We start from the raw sequence: 21,783 nt of genomic DNA, 5'->3' as shown, positions 1-21,783 counted from the left end.
AATTCAAGAATTTTCTTGTAACTCATCACTCTCATTAGCCATTAGCAAAGGAATAAGAACAATGGAAAAACAGCCGATTCAGGTGATAGGTGGTGGTTTAGCGGGGACGGAAGCGGCGTGGCAAATTGCGAATGCGGGTGTGCCAGTGGTGCTGCACGAAATGCGACCGTTACGGTTTAGCCCCGCCCATCACTCCGAACACCTGGCAGAATTGGTGTGCAGTAATTCCTTTGGGGCAATGTCGAGCGATCGCGCAGCCGGTCTTTTGCATGAAGAATTACGTCGTCTTGGCTCAATGATTATTAGTAAAGCCGACGAACACGCGGTTCCCGCTGGGGGTGCCTTGGCGGTGGATAGGGGCGTATTTAGCCGCGAATTGACAGAAATCCTCGCGAATCATCCCCTGATTGAGTTACGACGCGGTGAATTGCGCCAAATCCCCACAGAAGGCATTGTCGTCCTCACCAGTGGCCCGCTAACCAGTCCCGATCTGGCTGAAGATTTGCAGCAGTTCACGGGCATGGAATACATGAGCTTTTTCGATGCCGCCAGCCCGATTGTGGTGGGAGAATCGATTAACCGGGATGTGGCTTTCTTGGCTTCTCGTTACGACAAGGGAGACGCGGCTTATCTCAATTGCCCGATGAATCGGGAGCAATATCTCCACTTTAGGCAGGAACTTTGTAAGGCTGAACAAACGGAACTGAAAGACTTTGAGCGGGAAACGGCTAAGTTTTTTGAAGCTTGTCTGCCGATTGAAGAACTGGCGCAGCGGGGGGAAGATACGATGCGTTATGGCCCGTTGAAGCCGGTGGGACTGTTTGATGCCCGTAAAGGCGATTTCCGCGCTCCAGAAAATCAGTCGCAACGTCCTTATGCGGTGGTGCAGTTGCGTCAAGAAGATAAGGTGGGGCAGTTGTGGAATCTGGTAGGATTTCAGACGAATTTGCGCTGGGGCGAACAAAAGAGAGTGTTTCAGCTGATTCCAGGGTTGGAAAATGCTGAGTTTGTGCGGCTGGGCGTGATGCACCGCAACACGTTTATTAATGCGCCCCAACTGTTAAAACCTTCTTTGCAATTCCACAAACGCGCCACGTTGCTTGCGGCGGGACAGTTGGTGGGGACTGAGGGCTATACGGCAGCGGCGGCGGGTGGCTGGCTGGCAGGGACGAATGCGGCGCGGCTGGCTTTAGGCAAAGATCCGCTAACGCTACCAGGAACGACGATGATGGGGGCGTTGTTTGAATTTATTAGTTCGGCGTCATCAAAGCATTTTCAACCAATGCCGCCTAATTTCGGAATTTTGCCGGAACTGCCGACTCGGATTCGCAATAAGCAGGAGCGATATGGAGTTTATCGCGATCGCTCTTTTGCCGATTTAGCGAGTTGGAAAGCTGCGGCTAAATTGCTCGTTCCCAAGCTGAGCTTGGAACGAGAAGCAACAAGCGCTTCCATTGAATAAGGAACGGGGATTTAATTAACCTCCCATTTTGCATAGGGAGATGGCGCTGCCATCCCCTACAGAATGGGGATGAGTGTACGTGATTTAATCCACCTTCCTCAGTAGCATTAAGATCCCATGAGTCCGAAATAATAACTTGCAGCAACCACGAGAATTGTTAATACTCCGATTGTCGTGCTGATAAGAAATTGCTTAGAGGTTTTTTGATTAAGCTCCTGTTTACTTTCACCTTGCTCAGTGGTAGCCCCACGATTGGTTGCTTCGTTAGTTTTCATGGTTGTTAATGGTTTATGGTTATTTAGTACCCAGTTTGCTACAACTGCCAGAAACTTCATCTAACTTAAGAATTATCAAATAAATGTATACAGCGATACTTAATAGCTTTATACTTAGTTGTCTAACAAGCAGAACTGGTTGCTTAAGAATTGAATTTAACAATCTTTTGCTAAGGCTTTTTTAGGCTTTAAATTACCTAAAGCAGCTTGTACAAATGATTTTTTGATAGTATATTTTTATAATGGAAATCTGTGCGTTCAGGTAAATTGTTTCTCAATTAGCCGTACTGCCTCTACAGCACCATTAGGATAATCCGCAGGGCGATTGGATACCTGATTTTGCAGCATTGCCACAGTCGCGATCGCGTCCTCAATCTCTTCAACACAGTAGGCGCATCGCAAAGCCCTAACCTTTTGACGGTCATATAGTCGCTTAAAAGCAAAAGCAACTAACGGGACGCCTACCGCAGCACATTCATGAACCGTGTTATAACCAGCGCCGCCAACAACGACATCAGCAGCTGGGAGGCATTCAATTCCTGGCGAATGAGACACCCAGAACTGCGGCGGACATCCCTCTGGACAGACGGGTGCTAAGACACGCACCGTTGCCTCTGGAAACGCTGCATCTAGGTGAGTTGATAACTTACCAAAGAAAGATAATTCGGAAGCTTGTCCAGCGGCACAGACAAGGATAATCTTTTTTCTAACCTCCGCTGGTGGGGTTTGTTTGTGTAGCTGCGACTTACAATCGCCAGGTTTATGACACAAAGCATCAAGACCAAGTAGCGATCGCGCCTTTTTTCTATCTGGCAGTTCCTCAGCATTGCGAATTAACCAGGGACTGGTGTAATAGACAATTGGTAAATCTGCTAGCGGCGAATCTTCTCCATCTCCCGGCACAATAACCGCATCAAAGTTTTCTTTAACAAAAGAACGCAACTCAAAACGGTGAATATAAGCTGGGGTGATATCGCGGTGAACTAAAATTCGGGGAATGTGCTTTAACTGGGGCAAAATATCTGCCAACTCACCACCCAACCCGCGAGGAAAAGTATCGACAATTAAACAGTCGTACCGGGTGTTTAATAAAACATCCCGCACTTGTTCGCAAGTCGCCCCAAAACCAGCGTCAGGTGCAATGATTTGCACATCGCAACCCTCACCGCCCAAGTAAGTTGCATAAGGGGTATTCGTAAGAATTTTGACGTAATGGTAACGGGTAGCCATTCGTCCGAGAGATAAGCTACGGGTAAGATGTCCCCAACCGCCTCCCAAAGCATAAATTAACCAAATTGACATTTTTGGAGTTTTCAACGCAAAGAACACAAAGGTAAACGCAAAGGTACGTTAAGGAATCGTTTTTTCTTGGTGTGCCTCTGCGTTATCTTTGGCGTCCCTCTGCGTTAAAAATTTAACTTGCCCCCATATCCATCTCAAAATCGGCATCCATTTCCCCTTCTAGACTCATATTGTCTGCTTCGGTGAAATCGACATTGCCAGTTTCCGGGTCATAATCATAGCGATCGCGGTTGTCATAGTAGTTGCTGCCCCAATAACCGCGATTGTAGTTACCATATCCAGAGTAATAGGAATAATCGTAGTAATAGGGGTTATTATCTGGGTAACTACAATAAGGACAGCCAATGTTTGTAGTGCGTCCGCAGCGACGTTTGAAGAGAAATCCCACCATGCGATCGCATTCTCCACTTGCACCGATTCCCGATGAACTGGTAGTCTGGCTGCTGCTGGGATTGAGTTGAATTTCGTAGGGGCCAATTTGCAAGCGATCGCCATCGATTAGCGTACTACTGGGCAACCGGACGCTGTTAATTAAGGTGCCAGTACTGCTATTTTGATCGACTACGATTAACTCGCCATTCGCTACATCAATTAGAGCATGATATTCAGCCACTTGCTCGTTGGCTAACACAATTCTAGCAACCCGATTGCCATCAATTTCTTGGGGCATTGAGGCAAATTCTCGGCCCAAGGCGACAGGCGTTTCTAACATGGGTTCTCGTCTTTCGCCGGTGGCTGGATCTATCCAACTCAGTTGAATTTGCAAGGATTATTTCCCTCCCGAACGATTAACTGCGTAAGCTAAAGCGGCTTTTTGTTCTTTGCTTAAAACGTCGAACCCGAAGCTAGCGATCGCAATTGCGCTTACCTGAGATTTTGTAGAAAAAACTGGTTTGTCGGCTGCATTGATCAGAGAAGTTTTACCATTCTTTACTTTCACCTTGTAAAGCGACTGTTTATCCGGTGACTCAACCTCAAAACCGTAATCTCGCGCTTTAATTCTGTAAATTTCTTTATCTGTCGCATCTTCTAACTTGTAATCTCCATCATTCTGTCTTCGCAAAACATACAATTCTTTTGTTTGATCTGCATTCTCAATCTTCCAGTAACCCTCTTTGGTTACAACGTAGCCTAAAACTTTATCGGCAGGATTCTTGATTTTTACTTTCCCCCCACCATCAACATTAAATCGAGCTAACTCTTTGTCTTTCCCATCAAGGTATTTAGCCCCATCCGCCTCTGGTTTCAAGGCAAAATCTTCCGCACCCCCCTCTTGTTTAAATTTTATCTTCTCGGTATTAGTCGCCACCGCTGACGGATTATTTTGGGCAATTGGAGATGTTTGCGGGTTAGATGTTGTAGATACTTCTGGTGCCCGCTTAACAGAATTACTACAAGAACCTAGCAGGATTACCGCTGCCAAAGCTAAGCCGGAAAAAAATGTTTTATTCATGTTATTCATTGTTCAAGTTTCCACCAAAATCCTTTCTTTATTTAGTAACAGTTTGCATAATTAATGTTCCGGATTTTTGCAAACAAACTAAATATGTTTTTACTTTTACTTACTTTGCCTTAGATAACATCCGAGCTAAATTTAGAACTTGATACAGGCTGAGAAACATCATCGTGATAGTTTGATACAATGTTTCTTCGTTCCAAGGCATCGAAGGTGGCATTTTCACGACTAAGTTTATTCCCTTATCCGTCACTCTCATCCGTTTTACCTTAGTCAGTTTTGGAATTTTTACTGCATTCACAGCTTCATTGTTCAGAACTTTGATTGCCCCGTACCGTCGTTGCGGATAAGTTAAATCCACACTGATATCTAATCCCTTGGCTTTCGATTTCGTTTTGTATTTTGATTTGCCGCTTCTAGAAGTTTTCCATCCATAAGCGGTCTGATTTAGCTCAGAAGTTGTTAATACAAAACGAGTTTTATCTAAAAATTGTCCTTCCATTTTTAGCCAATCATCTTGGAAAATATCTATTTTAAATCCTGATTTCGAGGGATGGGCAACTGTTTTAATCTGCTTAGATTTTTGATGGGCTGGACTGAGATCTAAATGAACACTGACCTTAGCTTCCTTATCCATATCTCGCTCCAGCATTTCCAAAATTTTTTCCGTTAATGCATAGCGATGATTTGGTAAATTTAATCGGCTATATTTACTCCTCCTTATTCCTGCATAAATCGCTACGATCGTACATCCTAATCCAACAAACAATAATAAAATAGTTACAATATTTCCAAATAATTGAAGCCCATCTTCCATCTCTCCTACAACTATCATTAAAATGAACGCTATAACAATTGAAGTAATCGCACCAATAACACATTTGGTTGCTAAACTTCCAAACTCTGTTTGCTTTGCCTCCGAGGCTCTATCTAGGGTTGCCATTTCCCTTAAGTCTTTGACAATATCAGAAACAGCAGCCGTCACCGAATAAGTCAGAGATTTGCGAAAGGTTTCTAAATTTATTGACATTTGTAATAAAAATTCAATATCAATGAATCGGGAATTACTGAAGGTAGCGATCGCTTACCTAAAATCACACTCAAACGCTTTGATAACAGATACGTTCTCGGAAGTGGTAATTATCGTTACAAAAAGTTAGAATCTTAGGGCAAAATTGAGTCATAGTTTAGTTGATGAACGATTCTAGAATAGTTTACGTTTCTTTTGATACCGTACCAGCGCCCAAGGGAGCCGCAATTCATATTTCTGCTTTTACTCAAGCTTTGGCAGATGCTTTTGGCGACATTCAGCTAGTGACAGTTTCCCCGACAGCCTACGCAGTAAATCAGAGGGAATCACCTCATGTTATCCAATCCATGTTACCTGCGCTAGGAGATACGTTAATTAATCGAGTGCTTTATTTTCGCGCGATGCTGGGCAATTGGTGGCAGAATCAGTGGTTTGAGACAGTGCATATCCGTTCTATTTATGAAGGATTTCCCATTGCCCTGAGCAAAGAAAAATTATGTAAGTATTTAATTTTTGAAGTTAATGGATTGCCATCCATTGAACTCAAATATCGCTATCCAGCAGTGGCAGAAGATCGGGAATTATTGCACAAATTAAAGGCGCAAGAAAAAATTTGTTTAGAAGCATCAGATTTAATTTTAACGCCTAGTTCCGTAACCAGAGACTATCTCCAAACAAGAGGGGTTCCCGGCTCAAAAATCCGCGTCATTCCCAATGGAGTTGATTTAGATATATTTACTTATCGTCCTTCAAAATTTAGGGATGCCGAGTATCCAAATCTTCCCTATCAGGACAAGGAAACGCCACTCCTACAGATTGAAAATGATTCAATAAAGACTCAGCCTCGATTTCAGGTGTTATATTTTGGGACATTTTCCCCTTGGCAAGGGATTAATCTTGCTGTTGAAGCACTGGCACTTGCTGACCGGGATTTTTCTACTCAATTAACAGTCATTGGACAAGGTCGCGACTTTCAGATTTTAGCCTTAAAACAGCTAGCTTTAAAACTAGGAGTAGCAGAGTCTCTCACGATTTTAGACCCTGTATCGCAAGCGGAACTCGTCCAAAAAATTCATGCATCTGATGTAATTTTGGCTCCGTTGACGCCCAATGACCGAAATCTGGTTCAGGGTTGTTGTCCTTTAAAAATTTTGGAAGGAATGGCGACAGGTACGCCGGTAATTGCTAGCGATTTACCTGTGGTGAGAGAATTGGGTGTGGATGGGGTACATTTCCTGCTCGTCAAACCAGGTTCTGCAAAGGAAATTAAAGATGCCTTGCTGAGGTTAAAAACAGAACCGGAATTGGCAATAAACTTAGCAAGGAATGCCCGTCAGCAGATTGAGAATGATTACACTTGGAAACACGCCGGTGATGCTTTGGTAGCAGCTTATGAGGAACTTGGAATTAAACGATCGATAACAGTTTGAAGCCGCTGATTTTCATGTTTTAGAGAAAATTCAGCGAGAATGCGATCGCGCCCTGCCCTCCCAATCTGACGCCTAGCACTTGGAGCTAAATCCAAGCACTCCAGCACCGCCTCACCCAGTCGATGTAACTGGGAACGAGGCAGCAAAAAGCCACTTTTTCCATGCTCAATGATCTCTGGAATCCCACCCGCATCGCTGGCAATACAGCAACAACCACAGGCGATCGCTTCTAGCAGCGCATTCGGCATCCCCTCCCATACAGAAGGTTGCAGATAGACATCACACAGCCGCAGATGCCCCGCTACCGCCGCAGGACTCGCTAAATGTCCGGTAATAATCACCCGCTTGGCGTCTTCTGGATGCTGAGTCGCATAGAGTTGTAGTGCTGCTTCTTGAGACGCCCGCACTTCCCCGATAATTAACAAACAGGCAGGACGTTGGGCGCGGACTGTGGTTAAGGCATTCAGAAGAAACTGCTGCCCCTTCTTTTCTCGTAATTCCCCGGAAAATCCCAGTACCGCTTCATCAGGAGCAATGCCTAAAGATGCTCTCAGAAGGGATGATTCATGAGTTGCGCCAATAATGGGGGGCGAAAATACCCGCTCGTTGACGCCATTTTTCAAAACCATCACATCATCCCGCTGGGCGAGTAGCTGAATCTTTCGTGCCATATCAGCACTCACCGCCGTAATCAAACCGGCATTTAACAACGTCCATTGCAGTCGCGCAAAATCTCCCGGTGGAAACATGGCTCGATCGATATCATTCCCACGGGCGCTTACCGTGCTGGGAAGGCCATTTGTCGCTGCAAACCAAGTAGCTAAGAACCCACTGGGGAAGACATAGTGCCCCCAAACACCATCGTACCCACGGCACTGATGCAGCCAATCGAGGACGTTAAGCGTATGAGGCATCGTCATATCCCAGTGGCGATATAGCCCCACCCGATAGACTTTGAGATGTTTGATAGTTTGGAAATTTTGACTTTCGGCGTGCCTAGTTGCCTTGCTAGCTACGTCTGAACTCTGGACTTCTCCCGGTTGCAAGTAACGACTCCACGCCACAACGTCTACTTCAATGCCCAACTGGCAGAGGGCGGCGGCGATGCGTCCGGCGCTACTCGCTAACCCGCCAATATCTGGGGGAAATCGTTCCGTGAGAAAAAGAAGACGTCTCAAGGGACTCTAAAGAATTGCTACTAGGACTGTTTAAAGTCTAAAGTCTAAAATGCGATCGCTCAGTTGTGAATCTGATTCCCTTAACGTTTTGTCTAACCTAGAGGGATTTCGTTTAATTCAGGAAAAATTTGAAAAACCCAGGATCTTATTCCCTTTCTGCGAACGAGTTATTCAGCGCTCAACGGAATGAGACAGCTAATCCCCATTGGCGGCGATTAGGGGCAGGGAGCCGCAGGCGATGGTGGCGTGAGTTTTTTAAGGACGGGGAATCACCTAACCGCTATTCCTGCTCAGTCGCCCCCCTCAATCGCTACCAGCACCACTGTAATATTGTCTCTGCCCCCTTTATCTTTAGCGGACTCGACAAGGGCGTCGGCTGCCTTTTCCAAGGAAGTAACCTTGAGGTGAGTTGCAATCAACTGATCCGAGAGTTCTTCTGTGAGTCCATCGCTACACAGCAGCAGTCTGTCGCCTGCTTGCACATCCAGCGGTTGGATCTCAATCAGACGCAAATCTTTACGACCCAGACACTGAGACAATACGTGACGCCACGGGTGCATTTTAGCTTGTTCGGAAGTCAGCTCCCCAGCTTTCATCGCCCGTGCCACCCAAGTATGATCCTCAGTGATTTGCTCTAGAGTTGCCCCTCGCATTCGATAAAGGCGAGAGTCCCCCACATGAGCGACCCAAGGCTGCTGTTGGCGAAACATCACTACAACGCCTGTCGTGCCCATATCTGAGCGTTCTGGATGATTCGCTTGATCTTGTAAAATCGCCTGATTTGCATCCAAGAAGGCTTTTTCTAATAACACTGGGCAAGTCTCGTCGGAATGCCAATGCTCATCTAGATAGGTGTAGATAGCCTGAGTGGCGATTTGGCTTGCCTCCTGGCCTCCTGCATGTCCTCCCATGCCATCAGCAACTATAAAAAATCGCCCATCAGGGTCGATATGGTAGTCATCTTGGTTAACGGGACGAAGAAGTCCCGCATCAGAGAGGCCCGTGGAGCGAGGAATCATATATTGTCTGCTGGCAACAGCAACTTTACTTTACCCGAATCAAAACATCCGATCAAATCGGTCGAGGCGCATGAGCAAGCGAATGAGGACAAACGCGATGGCAGATGCCCCCAGAGCAACCACGACTGCCAACCCGACATAACCCTGAACGAAGAGGATGGTGGCTGACAGAGTGAAGGCACTGATGAGCAAAGTATAGTTCGTTCCTAACTGAATACTGCTCATTCGCCGAAGAATGCGATCGCTCTCAATAGAGCGCACTCGAATTCGCAGGTCGCCCTGCTCTAATTTCTCAATCGTATCCTCAATCCGCCTGGGCAAACTCAAAGCCGTACTGCTAACTTGAGCCGCTTGCCGTCCTAATTCATTCAAGAAGCTACTACTACTATTACTGCCATTACTATCTGCCATAAGCTGCATTGCAAAGGGTTTTGCAACCTCCATAAAGTTAAATTCCGGGTCTAAGCCTTTTCCAACCCCTTCTAAAGTTGAGAAGGCTCGCATCACAAAGGTAAAAGTCGCCGGAAACCGAAAAGGTTGGTCGTAAGCAATTTCATAAAGGTCTTCACTAATCTGACTCACCGATTGGTTTTCAAACGGCTTGTCCATAAAGTGATCCAGCATATACTGAATCGATCGCCGTACGGGTCCCATATCATCAACCGCTGCCAGCGCTCCCATTTCGACGAGCGAATGCATCACTCGGTCGCCATCTTTTTGGGCAATGCCAAACAGCGTTTCCATTAGTTGCTCGCGAATGTTGGACTTAATCCGCCCCATCATGCCGAAATCATAGAAAATTAGGGCACCTTCGGGACTGACTGCGATATTGCCAGGATGCGGGTCGGCGTGGAAGAAGCCATCGTTGAGCAATTGTTGCAGGTAAGCTTTAGCACCCAGATGAGCCAGTTCCTTTCGATCTAGCCCTGCTGCTTCTAGCGCTTCATAGTGACTAATTTTGATGCCCGGAATGTACTCAAGAGTGACAACCCGTGGCGACGTATATCGCCAGTAGACACGCGGCACTTTTACCCAATCATAGGCGCGGAAGTTGCGGCGAAACGTATCGGCATTGCTGCCTTCATTCAGGTAATCAATTTCTTCCCAAAGAATTCGGCTGCACTCCTCATAGATTCCCAGCCAGTCACGACCCCGACCCCAGTCGGGATGGTTTTGAAAGAAACGGGCAATTCCTCTAAGAATTTGCAAATCAACCGTAAACAGCTGCCGCAGTCCGGGTCGTTGTACCTTGACCACGACTTCTTCGCCGCTGTGGAGAGTTGCTTTATGTACCTGTCCCAAGCTAGCAGCCGCCAGGGGAATCGGGTCAAAAGTGCGGTAAAGCTGCGAAACTTTCTTGCTGAAGTCCTTTTCAATCAACACCTCAGCTTGTTCGTAGCTAAAAGCAGGCACTTTGTCTTGCAGCTTAGAAAGTTCCTCCACATACTCCACAGGGAATAAATCGGCACGGGTGGAGAACAGCTGCCCAACTTTAATAAAAGTCGGCCCTAGGTCTAAGAACGTCTCTCGAATCCAAATCGCTTGTGCTCTGCGTCTGTGGGCTTGTTTTTCCTCTGTAACTCCGCCCGGATAGCTCCAAGATTTGTTGTAGCGCCAGAGCTTAAACAATAAGGTTAAAACAAACCCCCAAATATCTACGAAGCGCCGTTGATGGGAGTAACTTTCACGGTTCCACCGATAAGCCTTATCCTTACGGGCTTTATCAGCGGCACGCTGGGCACTCGGCGTGCTAGCCGCGTATCGCTTCAGTTTAGAGTCATTAGGATAGGCTGACACTCGGATTCCTAAGTCTGTTTTTTCAAGTAGTTGGCGCGATCGCAGTTGAGTGTGTGAGTTTTGGATAACTAACAACTCACAACTGAACTTTTAACTGAATTCCCCCTCAGCACGCGAACAGAGCGCTGCGCTCTCAGGATTTATACTGAGCTGCTGCGATAGCGTTGTAATTCGGCGCGAAAGCGAGCGACTTCTGCCCGAAGTTCATCAATCGTCGCTTGCAAATCTGTTGTTTGGGTGCCTTGAGGCACAATGCTGGTAGTGGTTCGTCCTCGCATCACCGTTTCAGCTTGGGCGTCAGAGCGTTCGGTCACTCGTGAGGTGAAGTGCCGCAAAGACTCCCGTTGTTCGGCATCAAATTTGCCGAGTTCCGAGAGAGCATTGGTGACGGCGTTTTCTACCTGTTCATTCAGAGCTTCTGCAACCGCTCTGCCGACAAAAAAGGCATGAACTACAGGATTAGTCATGAAAAAATCTATTTGTGCGTCCGTAACAAATTATAACTTGCTTGCTCTCAATACTACCTACAGCCTAGGTTACAGCTTAGGCTTTGCCAGTGTATCTGGCGAAGGGGGCGCGGGTGCGACAACAGCAGGCACGGGTGATAGCAGATTAGCGCTGGAAGTGGGCGCAGGGGTGTCTGAGATGGGCCAGTCATCGCGGGGTGGAAAAGATTGTTCTGTGTGCAGGATAGTAGACCCTGGGCCCATTGCTCCATTCAAGCGAACCGCCAAACCGAATCCCGCACCTGTACAGGTAGCGATCGCAGCGGTCATCATCAACCCTCTGCCTAGTGTCAGTTTGGGAAACTTTAAGTTTTGTAAGCTAGGAAGGTTCGCTGACGAGCCAAGCTTTGTAGAGACGCGATTCATCGCCTCTGGAATCTTGAAACTCTCTAGCGAGATTTTCAGTTTGGCAAAGGCAATCGGGAAGTTTGCTCGTATCGCTGTTTTGAGTTTTTTCGGGGCAGCACTCACTTTGGCTAGTCGAGTTTTGTAGGGGCGGGTTTTGCCCGGTCGCTTCACATCCTGGCTAAGATTCCAGTTCACTCCGCTAGCAAGCGATATCTTCGGTTTCGTGTTGCTGGCTGGTTGCGGCTTTTGGGGGGCAGGCTGAGATTTGGGGATTACAGGGCGACGAGCCGTTTGGGTCGCGCGGGGAGCCTGTGGAGCCTTGCTAGCTGGCAACAGGGAGAGCCAATCTTCTACTTTTTGGGGACGCTTCTCGGCTTTGATTTCTAAGCCACACAAAATCGCAGCGATCGCAGTCGGGCTGAGTTTGGGTTGAATTTCCCGTAAATTTGGCAGAGGGATGCGATCGCGTAACGGTGCTGGAACCGGCGGTTGACCCGTCAGCAAGCAATACAAACTTGCTGCTAAAGCATAGACATCTGTCGCTGGGGTGAGTTTTTCCTGGGAAAAATATTGTTCGATTGGCGCATATCCGGGATTTAGTAAACTGGCTTGGGTTTGCGTCACTCCCGCCGTCAATTCAGCACAAAAACCAACGTCAATCAGCACAACATCATCAGTTCCTTGACGCCGGATGATGTTTTGGGGTTTGACATCTCGGTGCAGTAACCCTGCCTTGTGGATAACCGTTAAGGCACTGCCAATTTGACGAATATAGCCAAGGGCTTGGGCTTCTGGCAAAATCTGACCCGCTGGCAGCGATTCAGCTAGGGTCTGCCCCGGTATGAACTCCATGACGATGAAACATCGCCGGGATTCCTCAAACAAGTCGAGAACCCGAACCAGGTGAGGATGCTTGCAGCGAGCAAGGCGACGTGCCTGGGTGAGAAATTGCTGCCCAAACCGCTCAAAATCAGGATGAGTCCGCAGACTGTCGTTGAGGGTTTTGATGACGACCGCTTTCCCCGACTGAGTATGAGTCGCCCGGTAGGTGATCCCAAAGATACCTTGACCCAGTGGGGCGTCGAGGACGTATTTGCCGTTCTTCAGGACTGCTCCAGCCGTTAAGTTCATTAAAGATTTGTTACAGTTTTCCCAACTATGCTACCGTCTTGGTACGAATTTTGAGTCCCAGGAGGGAGGGAAGCGGCGGTTGATTACCGGGCTTACTTAGGGCGGGTGTTTCCGCTCCTGGATTTGACTCTTAGCCGCTTCAAAGTGGATAATACTCTGCCAAAAATTTTTTAGCATCAGCGCGATCGCGGATTTCTCCATCCAGCGTTGCTGCCAACAGACGATCTAACATGGGTTTAAATTCACGCCCCGGTTTGTAGCCGAGGGCTTTCAAATCATTGCCGTTTAATATCGGTTGAACATACGCCCAGATAGTGAGATATCGCCAAATTAGCCGCCGAATCAGACGCGAATTTTTGACAGCAATCAAAATCAACGTAGGCAATTCGTACCGTCTCAGCAACACGACAATTTGACTCGGTCGGTGACATTCGGGCAAAAATTTCACCACATCTGCTCGATCCCGATCGAGTTGCTCTAATCGTTCGATACTATCTGTCGGTAATTGAAGATTGATTGCCACTTTCGCGCGATATTCGCCAGCGAGGTAGGCAATTAAAATTTCTAGACGCATCTGCCAATGATCGAGGGTTTTCTGGGGATCAAATCGGCGCAGACACCGATCTAGTAAACGCACCTGCTTCCATAATGGCTCATCTAACTCTAGCGTGGGATGGAGGCACCGCAACGCCCCCAGATCGGCAAGTAACTGCAACGCGGGTTTCCAGTAGGGCGCTTGGAGGATGTATTTGAGTTCTGCTTTCAGCCGTGTTTGTAGCGCTGGGGCTTTGCTATTTTCAGAGAGCGATCGCTCGTAAATTCCACTCTCTAGGGCATAGCGGATATATCCTTCCGTTTGCGGTTCAATCTGAAATCCCAGGCGTACTGCAAACCGCACGGCGCGATAAATGCGCGTGGGATCTTCGATAAAGCTATTGGCATGGAGGACGCGGATTTGGCGCGATCGCAAATCGAGCATTCCGCCAAAGAAATCCAATAATTCACCTGCGCGGGGTGGCGTCAGTCGCATCGCCAAGGCGTTAATGGTGAAATCCCGGCGATACAAATCTTGGCGAATCGAACTCGCTTCGACTTCTGGATTCGCGGCTGGGTAAGGATAAAACTCAGTTCGAGCCGTCGCAATATCCACCCACAGAGAGTCTAGGACTGGGTCATTGTGCCACAGTAGCGCCGCTGTTTGAAATTGACCGTGGACTTCCAGACGGGCATTTGAGTAGGTTTGTTGAAGTGCTTTCGCCAGTTCTACTCCAGCGCCGACATCCGCCGAACGGTGAAAACCATCTACTACCAAGTCAATATCTGAAAGCATCAAGATTTCATGGGGATTGGCGAGCAGTAAATCCCGTACCCCTCCGCCAACCAGATAGAGATGCCAGCCGCGTTGTTCTGCCTGCTGGGAGGCTCTGGTGAGAAATTCCCACAAGGGAGGTGCAAGGCGATCGCGCAAAATATCGGTTAGGGGTTGATGAGCATTCGGAATTGATAATCGGGAATTGGGAAGGGAATTTTTTCTCTCGTCATCTGTGATGAATGCTCCATTCCCTCTTCCCTGATGCAACTGCCGCAAAACATCGGTGCGCGTCACCATTCCCACAAGTTGCCCCTCCTGCAATACCGGCAATCGCCCGATATCGTAAGTCACCATAATCGATTCAATCTCTGGCAAAGACGTATCCGGGGTAATCGTCTTCAGATTGTTCGTCATATAGCCTTTTACCGGCGCATGACTAAAGCCATGATGCAACGCCAGATCGATATCCCGCCGAGAAACAATCCCTACCAGTTGGTCTTCGGAATTCACGACCGAAAGACCGGAATGCCCATAACGTAATAAAATTCTCTGGGCTTGCTCGATTGTCGTGTCAGGGCGAATCGTCCGTACTGGCGATGACATCAGTTCCCGTGCGGTCAGCGGTTGGGGAATTTGGTCTTTTAGCTCACTGACGAGTCGATCGAGAGTTGTCTGGGGATCTACCCCCCGCAGTGTCACCGACGCCGCCTGGGAATGCCCCCCGCCCCCCAGCGGTTGAAATAATTCATTGAGATTGGTGCCTTCAATACGCGATCGCCCAATGACCGTAAATCGCTCTTCACCTCCATCCCCCACGGGATACGCCGCAGCGAGTAGCAAGGCATCGCTTTCGCCCAGATCGAGCAGTCGAGTCGCCAGCGTTGACAAACCGGGAACGTAGTCAGAGGTTTTGAGCAGCACCCAAGAAACGGTATAGCCGCACGTTGTCGCTCTTTGCAACTTCTCCAGCGCTTCTGTCAAGAGTTCCTGCAATTGGGGCGATAAACCCGGCTCAACATAATCGGCAATTAAGCGCAAGCTTGCCCCTTGTTCCATTAACCAAGCCAACGCGATCGCATCTCTTGCCGTCGCCCCTTCATAAGTTAACGATCCCGTATCGACGTGGATTCCCAACGCCATCACGGTTGCCTCAGAAGGCGTCAACTGGATGCCTTCTTGCTGGAGTTGCTCGGCAATCAGCGTCGTAGTTGCACCGACTGGCTCAACTTGGGTGCGGGTAGCGGGAATATCTCCGTCCCCGTCTGGGTGATGGTCGTAGACGACAACTTCCCATAAATCCGGTAAATCCAGCCATTCACACGCCTTTCCCACGCGATCGCGCTTTTGAGTATCCACAACGGCAATCGACCGAATCTGCTCTGGGTTCACAGCGCGACGCTCAATCAGCGCATACTCATCTCTATGCAAGGCTAAAAAATCCCGCACTGCTGGATGGCAACCGCCGGTCAGCACGACCCTAGATCCCGGCTGGAGACGGGTTAGCCCCACCGCTGCACCCAAGGTGTCAAAGTCCGCTGTTGTATGGCACAAAATCACATTCATCATTATGAGTCCTTAGTCATTAGTCCTTTGCCCATGACCCATAACCAATGACCCATGACGAATGACCAATGAGTGTCGATTTTTGATACGGTACTACTGTATAGAATTGCGGCTGAACTATTTCTATCCAGCCCATTGCTGTCTTGGGAGAAGAGAAAATGACAATTTTATTTCAGTTGGTACTAGGTGCTTTAGTCTTTTTATCATTCGTCATGGTCATTGGGGTTCCAGTTGCCTATGCCACTCCTCAGAACTGGGACCAGTCTAAGCGCCTCCTTCTTTTAGGATCTGGAGTTTGGATTGCTCTGGTATTTCTGACAGGTGCCCTAAGCTATTTGGTAGTTTAAGGATAGTCAGAGTCAGTCATCGGTCAGGGTTCGATGGTCATCAGTCCACTGCACCCGACTCAGGACTAAAGACAAATGACTGATGACTCAAAACAACTGACAAAAAGCTTCTTATATCTAAAATCATGGCAGTTTTCGAGGGAACGTTTACTCAGACTCAACCCCTACGGTTTGCGATCGTCATCGGTCGCTTCAACGATTTGGTGACGACTAAACTATTGGAGGGGTGTCAAGATTGTCTGAAACGCCACGGCATCGATGTCAATCCTCAAGGCACTCAAGTGGACTATGCTTGGGTTCCTGGGAGTTTTGAGGTGCCTTTGGTGGCTCACCAGTTGGCACTCACGCGCCGATATGATGCTGTAATTTGCCTGGGTGCAGTCATTCGGGGTCAAACTCCCCACTTTGATTATGTCGCCTCGGAAGTCTCCAAGGGAATTGCCAATGCTGGGTTTCAAACGGGTGTGCCGATCATTTTTGGCATTTTGACAGTAGATACGATGCAACAAGCCTTGGAAAGAGCTGGCATCAAGAGTAACAACGGCTGGGGCTATGCGATGAATGCTCTTGAGATGGCAAGCTTGATGCAGCAGATCAAAGGGAATGCCGGTGGCGCATCCTACGGTAACAATGCGGTTCATACAGTGACCACTCAAGCACTGCCAGTTTCGCCGAACCTGGCGATTTCTCCAGAGTCAGCAGTTGAACGCAACGCATCTGATTCTCTTTGATCCTTGCACTGAGAGCCAGGTGCGCTGGAGCTGGGGCGGGGTTTTCCCGCCCAGAGCCGCGAATTTAGAAAGATTGATCTCTAGTCCTTCATCCCACCCTTCGGGAAGGGCAAAGCCCGATATCCTTCATCCTTGCCCTAGCACTTCTCGTCCCAAGTAAGGTTGCAGCGCTTCTGGTATCTTGATAGTCCTATCGGGTTGTTGATAGTTCTCCAGAATCGCTGCCATCGTGCGCCCGATTGCCAATCCGGAACCGTTCAACGTGTGGACAAATTGGGTGCCTTTTTTTCCAGCTTCTTTGAAACGAATGCTGCCGCGCCGCGCCTGAAAATCCATAAAGTTGGAGCAGCTAGAAATCTCGCGGTATTTCTCAGCAGACGGCAGCCATACCTCTAGGTCATAGCACTTTGCTGCCCCAAACCCTAAATCCCCAGTGCATAACTCAATGACGCGATAAGGCAACTTCAACGCCTGTAAAATTGCCTCGGCATTTTGTACCAACGATTCATGCTCTGCGACTGAATCGTTCGGATGAACAAGTTTCACCAACTCGACTTTATTAAACTGGTGCAGTCGAATTAGCCCCCGCGTGTCTCGTCCGTAGCTACCCGCTTCCCGGCGAAAACAGGGAGTATAAGCACAGTGATAGATAGGCAGCTGCGACGCCTCCAAGATTTCATCTCGATAGAGATTTGTCACCGGCACTTCAGCAGTGGGAGCTAGCCACAAGTCATCTTGAGCGCATTTGAAGCTTTCGTCAGCAAACTTGGGCAGCTGACTTGTGGCGGTAAGAGATTCGCTGTTGATCAGAAAGGGGGGAATAACTTCTACATATCCAGCCGCGATTTGCCGGTCGAGCATGAAGCTAATTAAAGCTCTTTCCAAGGCAGCACCGGCACCAATTAGCGTGACAAAACGACTTTGTGCAACTTTAGCGGAGCGCTCAAAGTTGAGAATTCCTAGTTGTTCGCCGATTTCCCAGTGAGGGAGAATTTCGGAGTTTTGAGGCAAGTATTCATCGCCCCAGCGGCGGACTTCTACATTCTCTTCTTCACTTTTACCAATGGGTGTGGACTCACTGGGTAAGTTAGGAAACGATAACAAGAGGGCTTCTAACTCGGCTTTTAAAATTCTTTCCTCGGGTTCTAGTTCGGCAATCCAGGTTTTGATTTGGTTGCCTTCTTCCCGCAAGGCTTGGATTTCTGAGCCGTTGGGGTCGCTCCCCGATTTAATTTTTTGACCGACTAATTTGCCGATTTCGTTCCCACGAGCTTGGAGTACACTTCGCTTTGCTTCCAGTACCCGTTGCTGCAAAGCTCGCTGCAAAATCGGCTGTATGTCATATTGCCCGATCCCGCGACGATTCAGGCGCTCTTGTACACCTTGTGGATTTTCCCGTATCTGCTTGAGGTCTAGCACAGATTTTTTCCAGCTTTTTTTGCCAATTAATCAGAATACACTGCGATCGCGCGATCGCGATGATACAGCCGAGAGTCTGTATGCGCTCTCAGCCTTCTTTACTTGCTGATGCCGCAATTCGACCCTTTGCCTCCATTACTGTCGGTTGATGCGACTATACAACCACAAGGAAACAACAATCCCGGCAAAATGAGCGGTAATTGTATGTGTATTCGCCAGCACCACAAAAATATCTAAAGGTTGAATCAACCGATTAATAAATTGGGGATCGTAGATGGCTACCCCACCTTGAGCCTGAGCCAGCGACTTTGCCAGCAGAGTGCCGGTAATCGCTTCTGCGCCCAGAACTGCTAATAATAATCCCCCTAAACTAACGAGTAATCCAAACCTTAAAACTTTAATCGTATCTGCCTTTTTCGGGCGGAGGTTGGGATTAGGATCTTTTAGCTGTATGCCCAAACGGGTGTAACGCCAAGCTTGATAAACACTGAAATACAGCACTAAAAGACCGCAAACTGCAAAAAAGATACTGCCACCCGTCCCTGGGCTAGCAGCGGCAGCGCCACTGGCACGCGGCTGGGCGGCGGGGATGGCAAACAAGAAAATTATGCTCGAAACAACGGCTAGGACTAACTGAACCCAGAAGCCAGCCCAGCCAGCGATCCGAAAAGAGCCAGCGATTCGCTGTAGAGCTGAAGGAACGGGAGATGAATCGAACTGTTCTCGCATAAATTGATTTTAAATCGGTTTAATTCCGGATTTATCTATAAACAGAGCGTTTTGTTGAACAAGTAATGCAATCCCAAATTTATACGGTAATCTTCCTAACCACCAGTTTGAGGCAATGGGGCAGCAAAATTCAAAGATGTTTAACCTCTGGAGAACTTTTAACCCAATGGAGCCGTCTTTCTTTCGAGAGCAGGCTTCTAATTTACTTGGCTTTGATGACGGCCTGCCATTTCCAGAGCAGCCCTCTCGAAGTGGAAGCAGCATGATGAAATTCCTGCAACCAAATCTCAGGAAGCATTTACTCTCCGTCGCTTATGCAGTTGCTTTGGTAGGTAGTTTGGCAGCCTATCAAAGGACGGTGATACCGAAACCGCTTTCGGTAGCGCAAAAACATTGGGCAGCGATCGCTACGGAAAACCCGGAGCGAACAGTCACGCAATACAGTGACAATGCCATTTTAATGCGCTCCTATGGTGTTCTGGACGAAGTCTATCAGGGGAAATCCATCTACCCAGCCTGGGAAGAATTCTTCTCAAAGTACAAAATCCAAGATTTCCAGGTTGTTAAACAACAGCAACGCGATCGCGCTGTCGAAGCAGTCATCACGATCTATGCCAAGTCTAAGCACGGAACCCCTGTTGTTTTGTCGCTTTCCTACCAGGTGCAATTTGATAAGGATGGCAAAATCATCCGTGAAGTCTGGCAGGCCAACCCAGAATTGAGTGTCTAAAATTGATGGTATCGTTCTGTCATTTTGCCAGCTGACATCACGCGCTGCTTTTGATCGTTCGCGGTCTTAATACACCAGTGATAGCAGCCTTGTTTGGGGTGTGTTTTCTGATTGATAAAGGCATCGTTAGATTGGGGAAACCGATCCTAATCCAATTTATTTGGCTGGGAGTTCAGTGAATTATGCAGATGAAATTTGAGGATATTTATCAGTTTTTTCAAGACCCTCCTCCCACTTATCTCAACAAGGAACTAGCGGTGTGTTATGTCCTTTCAGTTTTGATGAGCGGAGAATCCTATGGAACAGAACTCATCGGGCGACTAGAGAGTGAATATCCTACCTATCGGCTTTCTGATACCGTCTTATACAGCGCCTTAAAATTTCTGGAAGACCAAGCCGCTATCACAGGGTATTGGAAAAAAGTGGAAGGCAGAGGAAGACCTCGTCGAATGTATCAAATTCGCCCAGAGTGTCTGGAACAGGCTCATGACCTAGCTCGCCTTTGGGATGAATACACAATGAGAGAATCTCAAGCCATCTGAGCCAATCCCAAAGAAGCTCTCTTGCGATAGGCTATAGGTTATAGGCGATCTTGTATCTCTTGGACAAGAGCCTATTTTCCATTGTCCTATCTAAAAATTCGTGAATACGACAATTCTCTTTTCAACATTTCTGCTAACACTGTTGTTAGCAGTCGGTCTATTTTTCTTTATTCGAGCCTCCGCTAAGGATCGAACGCAACAAGTGAAACTGATTGCGGAGCAACCAGAAGAATCAATTTTAATTCAATTGCAACAATATTTCGATCGGCGTGCTTACCGGATTGCGGCGGTGGATGCAAAGCAAAATCAAGTTACATTCCAAGGCTTTGTCCGCCCCAGCTGGTTTTTGGCAATTTTTCTGAGCTTATTAGCTTTTTGTGGCTTTCTTTGTTTGGCGTTAGTTTTAGCAATTTTATTTCCCCCATTCGCTAAAATCTTTCTAGGTTTGGTTCTCCTTTCACCAGCCGCTGGCGTTTTTTACTGGAAAAAAGCTGGACGCAGCGAACAAGTTTCCCTGAAGGTGGAAACATTTGCAGGTGTCGAAAAAGAGACCAGAAGTTTAATAACTGTCATCGCCCATCGTGATGAATTGGCTCAATTGCAACAGGAACTCCAATTAAAGCCTTGCGAATGACAACTCTCTCGCTGAAAACCTTAAAAAATTCCAAAACCTGGTCAGTTTGTGAATCCAAAAGAATTTTAATTATGAGGAAAAATTCAAAATTCCCCCTATAAAACAATAGGGGCGGTTCGCGAACCGCCCCTATAACCGAGTTTTCACGTTTAATGCCTAAAACTTCAGCTGCTACGAACAGCGGCGAGGGTAGGCTTTTCCACAGGATTGTCGATTATCCTAAGGCTAGGAAACAGAAAATGATTTTCTTCAACATATTGGGCACCAAATAGCCCCTTTTCCGCCCAAAAGTACCGATCTGTGGTGTGTTCGTTCCGCTTCACGAGCAGCAAAGCAGGCGGAAGGATTCCTTCGGTTTGAATAAACTTTCGCGCGGCGGTGACTGGTTTATCTTCGCCACTTTCAATACTATACTGAGGGACATGCTCTAAAATTCTACGTCCTTCCTGGCGACGGCGACTTTTCCGCTTGCGTCTTCTAGCCAACCTCCTTACCTCCCCTTTAATTCTGACAGTTGTAATGATAGATACAAAAACCGTCGCAAGTATATCGGTTTGAGTTCAAAATATCAACCGCTTTTTACCGATTGATACAAACATTACAGCCCTCAGAAATTAAAATCGACAGCAGCAGAACGGGCAATAGACGCTATATATGCAAGCTTGTCTAAACTTGAGCCTAGATATAGCGTATAAAGGGCTATATTTATTCGACCTTGACAAAATTTAGCCAGTTTGGAAGCAGTTTTGTAACCAAACTATCATGAAAGCTCGCTAAAATTTTTGTAATAAAAAGAAACAAAAATGAGGTCTTTGCACGACCTTTGCCGCTTCAGCGCAATT

21 protein-coding genes are annotated in these 21,783 nt (G+C 47.5%); 7 read left to right on the top strand and 14 right to left on the bottom strand.

Features of this window, described 5'->3' with window-relative positions; all coding sequences use genetic code 11:
- Positions 1-61: 61 nt before the first annotated feature.
- Positions 62-1,462 (top strand): FADH(2)-oxidizing methylenetetrahydrofolate--tRNA-(uracil(54)-C(5))-methyltransferase TrmFO, encoded by a 1,401-nt coding sequence (gene trmFO, locus NDA06_RS03710; protein ID WP_190430662.1) that lies wholly within the window; start codon positions 62-64, stop codon positions 1,460-1,462.
- Between the two features lie 107 nt (positions 1,463-1,569).
- On the opposite strand, the gene NDA06_RS03705 is transcribed toward trmFO, so the two are convergent.
- From NDA06_RS03705 to NDA06_RS03685, 5 genes are all read right to left on the bottom strand, one after another.
- The gene (locus NDA06_RS03705; RefSeq protein ID WP_190414399.1) at positions 1,570-1,737 is read right to left on the bottom strand and encodes a hypothetical protein; all 168 of its coding nucleotides are present in this window, start codon (positions 1,735-1,737) and stop codon (positions 1,570-1,572) included.
- Between the two features lie 258 nt (positions 1,738-1,995).
- Entirely contained in the window at positions 1,996-3,039 is a 1,044-nt protein-coding gene (locus tag NDA06_RS03700; protein WP_190430661.1) for a UDP-N-acetylglucosamine--LPS N-acetylglucosamine transferase, read from the bottom strand.
- 112 nt (positions 3,040-3,151) lie between these two features.
- Entirely contained in the window at positions 3,152-3,805 is a 654-nt protein-coding gene (locus tag NDA06_RS03695) for an FHA domain-containing protein (RefSeq protein ID WP_190430660.1), read from the bottom strand.
- Positions 3,806-3,808: 3 nt separating this feature from the next.
- Positions 3,809-4,492 carry a hypothetical protein gene (locus NDA06_RS03690; RefSeq protein WP_190985354.1) on the bottom strand — a complete coding sequence of 228 codons (684 nt, stop codon included), beginning with the start codon at positions 4,490-4,492 and terminating at the stop codon, positions 3,809-3,811.
- Between the two features lie 109 nt (positions 4,493-4,601).
- Positions 4,602-5,525, bottom strand: coding sequence for a hypothetical protein (locus NDA06_RS03685; protein ID WP_206755347.1), 924 nt, complete (start codon positions 5,523-5,525; stop codon positions 4,602-4,604).
- A gap of 164 nt (positions 5,526-5,689) precedes the next feature.
- Between NDA06_RS03685 and NDA06_RS03680 the strand changes: the two genes are divergently transcribed.
- Entirely contained in the window at positions 5,690-6,955 is a 1,266-nt protein-coding gene (locus tag NDA06_RS03680) for a glycosyltransferase family 4 protein (protein WP_190985352.1), read from the top strand.
- On the opposite strand, the gene NDA06_RS03675 is transcribed toward NDA06_RS03680, so the two are convergent.
- The 6 genes from NDA06_RS03675 to NDA06_RS03650 all read right to left on the bottom strand — a co-directional run bounded on the left by NDA06_RS03675 (position 6,916) and on the right by NDA06_RS03650 (position 15,809).
- The gene (locus tag NDA06_RS03675; protein WP_190985351.1) at positions 6,916-8,133 is read right to left on the bottom strand and encodes a glycosyltransferase; all 1,218 of its coding nucleotides are present in this window, start codon (positions 8,131-8,133) and stop codon (positions 6,916-6,918) included. The two genes, NDA06_RS03680 and NDA06_RS03675, sit on opposite strands and share 40 nt — an antisense overlap.
- Positions 8,134-8,423: 290 nt before the next feature.
- The gene (locus tag NDA06_RS03670) at positions 8,424-9,152 is read right to left on the bottom strand and encodes a PP2C family serine/threonine-protein phosphatase (protein ID WP_190985350.1); all 729 of its coding nucleotides are present in this window, start codon (positions 9,150-9,152) and stop codon (positions 8,424-8,426) included.
- A 39-nt stretch (positions 9,153-9,191) separates the two neighbouring features.
- On the bottom strand, positions 9,192-10,949 hold the full coding sequence (locus NDA06_RS03665) for an AarF/UbiB family protein (RefSeq protein ID WP_190414482.1): 1,758 nt from the start codon (positions 10,947-10,949) through the stop codon (positions 9,192-9,194).
- A 140-nt stretch (positions 10,950-11,089) separates the two neighbouring features.
- A complete protein-coding gene (locus NDA06_RS03660) occupies positions 11,090-11,416 on the bottom strand; it encodes a DUF6825 family protein (protein ID WP_190985349.1) in 327 nt (108 codons plus the stop codon).
- Between the two features lie 69 nt (positions 11,417-11,485).
- Positions 11,486-12,934, bottom strand: coding sequence for a serine/threonine-protein kinase (locus NDA06_RS03655; RefSeq protein ID WP_190985348.1), 1,449 nt, complete (start codon positions 12,932-12,934; stop codon positions 11,486-11,488).
- 139 nt (positions 12,935-13,073) lie between these two features.
- Positions 13,074-15,809 carry a CBS domain-containing protein gene (locus tag NDA06_RS03650; RefSeq protein ID WP_190985360.1) on the bottom strand — a complete coding sequence of 912 codons (2,736 nt, stop codon included), beginning with the start codon at positions 15,807-15,809 and terminating at the stop codon, positions 13,074-13,076.
- A gap of 158 nt (positions 15,810-15,967) precedes the next feature.
- On the opposite strand from NDA06_RS03650, the gene psbZ reads away from it, so the two are divergent.
- Together psbZ and ribH are read left to right on the top strand one after the other, a co-directional pair.
- On the top strand, positions 15,968-16,156 hold the full coding sequence (psbZ, locus tag NDA06_RS03645; protein WP_190414408.1) for a photosystem II reaction center protein PsbZ: 189 nt from the start codon (positions 15,968-15,970) through the stop codon (positions 16,154-16,156).
- A 125-nt stretch (positions 16,157-16,281) separates the two neighbouring features.
- On the top strand, positions 16,282-16,887 hold the full coding sequence (gene ribH / locus NDA06_RS03640) for a 6,7-dimethyl-8-ribityllumazine synthase (RefSeq protein ID WP_190985347.1): 606 nt from the start codon (positions 16,282-16,284) through the stop codon (positions 16,885-16,887).
- A 126-nt stretch (positions 16,888-17,013) separates the two neighbouring features.
- Here the strand turns inward: ribH and serS are convergent, their stop codons facing one another.
- Positions 17,014-18,306, bottom strand: a complete 1,293-nt coding sequence (gene serS, locus NDA06_RS03635) for a serine--tRNA ligase (protein WP_190985346.1) — start codon at positions 18,304-18,306, stop codon at positions 17,014-17,016.
- Positions 18,307-18,441: 135 nt separating this feature from the next.
- Positions 18,442-19,035: a DUF3611 family protein gene (locus NDA06_RS03630; protein WP_190427300.1), complete on the bottom strand. Its 594-nt coding sequence runs from the start codon at positions 19,033-19,035 to the stop codon at positions 18,442-18,444.
- Between the two features lie 136 nt (positions 19,036-19,171).
- Between NDA06_RS03630 and NDA06_RS03625 the strand changes: the two genes are divergently transcribed.
- The 3 genes from NDA06_RS03625 (at position 19,172) to NDA06_RS03615 (ending at position 20,941) form a co-directional block, all read left to right on the top strand.
- The gene (locus NDA06_RS03625; protein ID WP_242028912.1) at positions 19,172-19,765 is read left to right on the top strand and encodes a hypothetical protein; all 594 of its coding nucleotides are present in this window, start codon (positions 19,172-19,174) and stop codon (positions 19,763-19,765) included.
- A gap of 188 nt (positions 19,766-19,953) precedes the next feature.
- A complete protein-coding gene (locus NDA06_RS03620; protein WP_190414485.1) occupies positions 19,954-20,307 on the top strand; it encodes a PadR family transcriptional regulator in 354 nt (117 codons plus the stop codon).
- A 100-nt stretch (positions 20,308-20,407) separates the two neighbouring features.
- A complete protein-coding gene (locus tag NDA06_RS03615) occupies positions 20,408-20,941 on the top strand; it encodes a cofactor assembly of complex C subunit B (protein WP_190414412.1) in 534 nt (177 codons plus the stop codon).
- A 164-nt stretch (positions 20,942-21,105) separates the two neighbouring features.
- On the opposite strand, the gene NDA06_RS03610 is transcribed toward NDA06_RS03615, so the two are convergent.
- Positions 21,106-21,426 carry a DUF3155 domain-containing protein gene (locus NDA06_RS03610; RefSeq protein ID WP_190414413.1) on the bottom strand — a complete coding sequence of 107 codons (321 nt, stop codon included), beginning with the start codon at positions 21,424-21,426 and terminating at the stop codon, positions 21,106-21,108.
- Between the last annotated feature and the right edge of the window lie 357 nt (positions 21,427-21,783).

Source organism: Trichocoleus sp. ST-U1, assembly GCF_039961835.1.
In the GTDB taxonomy this organism is placed as follows: Bacteria; Cyanobacteriota; Cyanobacteriia; order Cyanobacteriales; family FACHB-T130; genus FACHB-T130.
This window is presented reverse-complemented; position numbering and strand designations above follow the sequence as displayed.